At 71.9% G+C, this 6,504-nt stretch carries 4 protein-coding genes and 1 pseudogene; all 5 read left to right on the top strand.

Features of this window, described 5'->3' with window-relative positions; all coding sequences use genetic code 11:
- Positions 1–93 (top strand): annotated as a pseudogene (locus FHR82_RS46640) (ATP-binding protein); the annotation flags it as partial.
- A 188-nt stretch (positions 94–281) separates the two neighbouring features.
- Positions 282–1,538 carry an ABC transporter substrate-binding protein gene (locus FHR82_RS31180; protein ID WP_184814110.1) on the top strand — a complete coding sequence of 419 codons (1,257 nt, stop codon included), beginning with the start codon at positions 282–284 and terminating at the stop codon, positions 1,536–1,538.
- Entirely contained in the window at positions 1,535–3,199 is a 1,665-nt protein-coding gene (locus FHR82_RS31175; RefSeq protein WP_221464440.1) for a hypothetical protein, read from the top strand. The genes FHR82_RS31180 and FHR82_RS31175 overlap by 4 nt, the downstream gene beginning before the upstream one ends.
- A gap of 5 nt (positions 3,200–3,204) precedes the next feature.
- The gene (locus tag FHR82_RS31170; RefSeq protein ID WP_184814109.1) at positions 3,205–5,562 is read left to right on the top strand and encodes a hypothetical protein; all 2,358 of its coding nucleotides are present in this window, start codon (positions 3,205–3,207) and stop codon (positions 5,560–5,562) included.
- Between the two features lie 190 nt (positions 5,563–5,752).
- Complete coding sequence (locus FHR82_RS31165; protein WP_311771354.1) at positions 5,753–6,496, top strand: DinB family protein; 744 nt, start codon at positions 5,753–5,755, stop codon at positions 6,494–6,496.
- The last annotated feature ends 8 nt before the right edge of the window (positions 6,497–6,504 follow it).

Raw genomic sequence — 6,504 nt, 5'->3', positions numbered from 1 at the left:
TGTGACGCCCGGGACCGCGAGTCGACGAAGGAAACGCTCATCACGCTGGTCGAGCACGCCATGACCCAGCGCATGAGCGCACGCGCGGGCTGACAACACACCCACCCGGCGATCTGGCTTCGGCCCAGCGACAGGCCATCGACGCACCGCCCGGATCGGCGCCGCAGTACCGGTTCGAGGTCTGTGACGAGAACAAGTGCCGTTAGTGACCCTGGGAAGGGTATGTCAAGAGCCGGGATACACTCTGCGTGAGAGGTCTGTCACGTCTCTGCTGGGGAGTCATGCCGTCGCGAGGGTTTCGCAGGCGTGCGCTGCTGCGCGCCGCGGTCGTCGGCCCGTTGGCCGCGGCCGCCACCGGGTGCGCGGACCTCAACCGTCCGCTGGGGCTCGGTGGGTTCGTCCGGGTGGCCGTGAGCTGGAGCGCGACCGAGCTCGCGGCGTTCCAGCGGGTGCTCGGGCCACGCCTGGACGACTGCCAGCTCGTGCCGCTCGGCGACGACATCGACGCCGCGTTCGGCGCCAACGTCGCCGGCCGGCCGGACATCGTCGCGTTGCCGCAGCCGAAACTGGTCAGCGGCAAGCTGACATCGCTGGCGCCGCTGCCGCCGGAGGTGTGGGACCGGGGATACGACGGGTTCTGGAGCGGGCAGTTGCCGTCGCGGGACGGCAGGCACTACGCGCTGCCGTTCAAGGTCGCCCACTCGTCGGTCGTCTGGTACCGCAAGCGGTTCTTCGCCGAGCACGGACTGACCCCACCCACGACCTGGGTCGAGTGGCTGGAGCTGAACGAGCGGATCGTCGAGCGGACCGGGACGGCCGCGCTCGCGCTCGGCGGCGCCGACGGCTGGTTCCTCGCGCGGTTCTTCGAGAACGTGCTGCTCCGCCAGTTCGACGGCGTCTACGCCGCGCTCGTGGCGGGGGAACGCGGCGCGTGGGGCAGCGCGGACGTGCGGACCGCGTTCGCGCAGGTGGCGCGGATGTGGGGCGGCCGGGAGGTGCTCGCGGGGGGCGCGGAGCGGGCGCTGGTCGCGCAGTACCCGGAAGCCGTCCTCGAGGTGTTCCGGTACCACCGGGCGGCGATGGTTCCCGCGCCGGACTTCGCGGAGTCCGTGATCCGCGCGTTCGACGTGCTCGACGACGACGTCGGCACGTTCACCTTCCCGGCAGCTCCCGGCCTCGGGAGGCGGTTGGTGGTCTCCGGTGACCTGCTGGTGCTGACCGCGCCGGCGAGCGAGGAGGCGGAGAACGTCCTCCGTCACCTGGCCGACCCCGCCGCGCCCGTGCCGTGGATCAGGGACACCGGCGGGTTCATCGCGGCCAACCCCGGCACCGACCTCGGCAACTACAGCCCGACCCTGCGGGTGCTGGCGCGCCAGCTCACCACGCATGACCTGCACTTCGGCCTGACCGACAAGGTGCCGCTCGGTGGCGTGCTGCAGACGGTGTTGCAGGACCTGCTGCGTGCGCTCGCCGCGGGCACCGAGCCGGCCGCCGCGGCCTCGGCAGCGTCGTCGGCCATGGCAGGGGCCGCGGAGTGAGCCCGGAGATACGGGTCGACGACGGCCTGCGGCTGGAGGTCTCCGGGCGCGGGGTAGCGGGCGGTCTCCGGTCACCCGGCATGCGTGGCGGCTGGAACTACCTGCTCGGCCTGCCCGCGGTCGTGCTGCTGGTCCTGCTGATGACGCCGATGGCATGGACGCTGGTGCTGGCGCTGTCCGCGCCGTGGGGCGCAGGCAACTTCGTCGACATCCTCACCGACCCCGACGCGCTGCGGTCGATCTGGCACAGCGTGCTGTGGGTGGTGATCGGGGCCGTGCTGCTCGTCGCCGGGTATGCGATCGCGGTCCTCAGCCGAGTGGTCAGCACGCTGTGGCGGGTACTGCTCTACCTCATGATCCTGCCGTTCGGGGTGTCCGCGATGGTCTCCGGCGCGGTGTTCCGGATGATCTTCGACCCGAACGGGGAACGCGGCACGGCGAGCGCGCTCGTCGGCGGGGTCACCTGGCTCGGCCCCGACCTGATCTGGTGGGTGCTCGGGTCCGCGTTCGCCTGGTCCTGGCTGGGGTTCGTAGTCGTGCTGTTCCGCGCCGGCCTCGACGCCAACATCGGCTTCGGCCGCCGGTTCGGGAACTTGCGCCTGCCGCGCGTCGGGCCGGTGAGCGCGATCGTCGTGCTGACCGTGCTGGTGGCCGCCATCAGGGTGTTCGACCTGGTGCTGATCGCGGCGCCCGCCTCGATCTCCGGCGACGTCGACGTCATCGGGCTGCTCTGGTGGCGGATGACGACGGGATCGACCGAGACCGGCGCACCGGCGGCACTCGCGGTGCTGCTGTTCGCGGTCGTGGGCGTGCTGAGCCTGTTCGGCACGCGGTGGGGTGGGCGGGGCACCCAGCCCGTGGCGGTGCCGATGCCGGAGCCCGTTTCGGCGCGGACGCGGCGGTGGAGCGCCGGCATCGGCGTGCTGGTGTGTCTGATGTGGACACTGCCGTTGGTGGTGCTCGTCGGCACCGCGCTGCACACGCCCGCCGCGGCGGGCACCGGTGGCTGGTGGCGGCTCGACGGGTTCGGGTTCGCCTCGCTCGCCTCCGTCGCCGACACCTGGCTGTGGCCCGCGCTCACGAGGAGCCTGTCCATCGCGGTGCCCGCCACCGTGCTCGTGGTGGCGTGCGCGGTCCCCGCCGCCTACCTGCTGACCTGGCGGCTGCCGCACCGAACCGCCGGTGCGCTGACGGTGCTGCTCGGCGTGCTCGCGGTGGCGCCGGTGCAGATGTACGCGGGTCCGCTCAGCCACCTGCTCGCCGGGACCCCGGCACTGATCTCGCTCGTGCACGCGGCGGCCGGGCTGCCGTTCGCGACGCTGGTGCTGCGCGCGGCGTTCGCGGCGGCGCCGAGGACGGTCACCGACACGCGGCCCGCGCTGGACGCGGTGTGGCGGCGCGGCCGCTACCGGCCGGCGCTGGTCGCGGTGAGCGTGCTGGAGTTCGTGCTGGTGTGGAACGACTTCATCGTCGGCTTCCTGATCGGCGGGCCCGCCGACAGCCCGCTCGCGCTGCTGCTGTGGGGTGAGGCGCGTCAGTTCGCCACCTCGGCGGGCACGGTCGCGGCAGGCGCGGTCGTGTCCGCGCTCATCCCCGTGGTGCTCCTGCTCGGCACGTGGCGGACCGTGGTGGCCGGCCTGACCGGCCGGACGGTCGGGTAGACGCGATGGGCAGAGACGAGCCGAGGTTTGTCAACCGCGTCAAACTCGGGCTCTTCGGCGCGGTCTGCTGGTTCGTGGCCACCCTGAGCGCCGGGATACTCGGCAACCGGGCGGACGAGTCGTGGTTCGGCAAGACGATCGGGCCGTGGCTGCTGCCGGTCTCCACCGTCGTCGTCGTGGCGGCGGGCATCGGCTGGCTGGTGCTGGCGGTGCTCCAGCGGTCGCCGCTGCGGCCGGGGGAACGCGAGGAGCGCATGCCGCTGCCGAGCACGCCGCCGGTCTGGCGCAGGCCGACGGACCTGTTCTGCGGCAGGGGCGACGAGGTCGAGAAGGCCAGTGACCTGGTGGTGCGGACGGGCGCGGTGGTGCTGGCGGGTGTCCGGGACATCGGCACCTCCGCGGTCGCGGAACAGGTGACGCAGGGGCTGATCGACCGGCGCGGCAGTGCCCAGGACCGGACCCACCGCTTCGACCTGCGGAGCCGGTCGACCAGCGAACCGTACGACGCGGCCGCGACCGCGGGGCGGATCGTGGTCGCGTTCGGCGTCGACGAGCCGTCCGACGGCACCGGTGAGGTGCTCGCCAGGGCCGCGGCGGGACTGCTCGCCAAGCTTCCCGAGAAGGGCACGACCCTGTTCCTGGACAACGTGTCCACACCGGAACAGGTGGCGTGGCTGCTCCAGGAGTGGCCCGCCGACGGCCCGCACCGCCTGGTGGTCGCCGGCGAGACGGCGGTCGGCGACGCCGACCCGGATCGCACCGTCCACGTCCACGAGCTCGCGACCAGGCACCTGCGCGAGATCTGGGACACGGAGCTCGCCGTACCGGAACCCGCTGCACGGCAACGGATCAAGGACCTGTTCCACCGGTTGCGCGGCACGGTGACCGACGATCCCGTCAACGAGCTGTTGCTCGCGTGTGTTGGGCGGCCCGGCGCGGTGAAGGTGCTCGCGCGGCAGATCAGGCGGCTCAGTGGTGCGGAGACGGCCGAGAAGCTGGTGGAAGGCGTCATCGAGGAGCTGCGCGCGGGAGGCCGGGTGACCGGCCCGCTGGAGCACGTGTGGACGGTGACACTCGCCAACCTGCAGGAGGGCCTGACGGAGGAGGCGGCGTGGTTGCTGCACGCCTTGGCCGAGCTGCCGGTCACGGGCCTGACCCGAGGCGCGGTCGCCGCGATCCTCGACGCGGGTACCGCGAAGCCGGTCACCGGCGAGGTGATCGCCCCGCTGGAGGAACTGCGCCTGCGCAAACTGGTGCGAGACCCGGGTGGGCGGTACCGGCTCCCCCAAGAGATCCGGGGGCCGATCGTGCGCACCAGCTCACCCGAGCGACGGCGCGCCGTGACCGTGGTCGCGGTGCCCGCGCTGGTGCGTTACTTCGCGGGCTTCGTCGTGGAGTGGGCGACCAGGCTGGAGGTCGACGCCGAGGCCGCGCGGGCCTGGTTCCGCGACTCGGAGCCGTCGCTGCTGCCACTGTTCACAGAGGACCACTTCCACGACCACGAGCTGCTGCGCAGCACCTTCGCCGACCTGTGCGCCATCGCGGACGGGCTGGACGTCTGGTACACGCGTGAACAGCAGTCACGCGGCCTGCTGGAGGTCAACGACGGTCTGCACCGCCTCGCTCGGCGCGTGGAGCGGGACGATGTCGCCGCGCTCGCCGCGTGCCGGATCGCCGCCGCGCACCGGCTGGCGATGCGGTTCGGCGAGGCGGGCCCGTGGCTGGACATCGCCGCGTCCACCGCGAAGACCACCGAGGACCGCATCCGTGCCGAGCTGAACGCCCGAGAACAGGTCGAACGCGCCCTGCTCACCACCGCGAACAAGACGGTGGAGCCCGAGGCCGTCGCCGCGGCGACGGCCGAGCTGACGAAGCTCCGTGCCGCGGGTTCCGCCCTGCCCGGGCACGCGGCACGGCTGGTCACCCTCGGCGGGCTCGTCATCCTCGACGACCACGTCGACGACGCGCTGGACTGCCTGCGGGAGGCGGAGAAGGTCGCCAGGGACGCCCGTGACGCGGGCAGCGAGGCACACAGCGTCGAGCTGCAGGGCATCGCCCACGCCAAGCGCGGCCACCTCGCCGACGCGGTCCGCTGCTGGCAGCGCGCCCGCACGATGTTCGCACGCGTCGGCGAGGACATCGGCGAGTCACGCTGCCTCCAGCACCTCGGCTCGACCGCGGTGGAGGACGCCCGCATGGCGGGCCTGCAGCGGGACGGACGCCCCGTCGCACTGTCGAGCCGGGACGCGGCCGCGGTCGCGCTCCACCTGCTGGAACGGGCCAAGGAACTGCGCACCGGCCAGCCCGACACCACGCTGGTGGACCACTACCTGGCCAAGGCCCGGCGCCTTCTGACGGACTGACAAGGGAACCACACGACGAACCGGTCGGCGTTCCCGCGGCCGGTCTGACGAAGACCTGCGAACTGCTTGCGTGATTGGTTTTGTTGAGCTCGGCTGAGATTCGTTGGAGGCCCTCGCGACGCTGTCCCGTTCTTCGCGCTCGGTCAGGACCTGGAAGAGGCCAAATCAAGCCGGGGAGGCTGGCTTGTCGGTGCTCGAACCTAGTATGCGGAGCATGACGCGTTATGTCGACGAGGATCTGCACGGTGTGGAGTTCCGCGAGTGTGATCTGACCGGGGCACGCCTGATCGGCGTCGTCATGCAGGATGCCGTGATCGACGGGCTCGTCACCAACCTCGTGGTGAACGGTGTCGAGGTCGCCGAGTACGTCGAGGCAGAGCTCGACCGGCGTCATCCGGTGCGGGTGCTGATCCGCTCCGAGGACCCTGCGGATCTGCGCGAGGCATCGCGTCAGCTCCATGCCGGCTGGGCCGCCACGATCGAGCGAATCCGCCGTACGCCCGGCATCGAGCGCCGCAGCGTGAACGACGAGTGGTCGGCGGTGCAGACGATGCGCCACCTGGTCTTCGTCCACGACTCGTGGTTCCGCCGCTGCTGCCTGGGCTCGACGGACCTGTTCACGCCGATGGGCATCGGGCCGACCGTCGAGCCCTACCGTGAAGCGCACGGGCTTGACCTCTCGCTCGATCCGGCCCTCGACGAGATCGTGAGCGTGCGTGAGGCACAGGCCGCCGAGCTCGAGGCCTGGCTCGACGAGGTCACCGCTGAGCAGCTCGCAGCGCGAGCGCCGGTGCCCGACGACGATGTCTGGCCGCCGTACGCCCGGGGCCGCTTGGTGCGGCAGTGCCTCGGCACGGTGCTCAACGAGACCTTCGAGCACCACGGCTTCTGCGTCCGCGACCTCGACCTGATCGAGGCACAGGACGCTGAGTAGGACTAGTG

Origin of the sequence: Actinophytocola algeriensis (assembly GCF_014203735.1) — a bacterium.
Classification (GTDB): domain Bacteria; phylum Actinomycetota; class Actinomycetes; order Mycobacteriales; family Pseudonocardiaceae; genus Actinophytocola; species Actinophytocola algeriensis.
The sequence above is the reverse complement of the archived record's forward strand: the minus strand, read 5'-3'. Positions and strand labels throughout refer to the sequence as shown.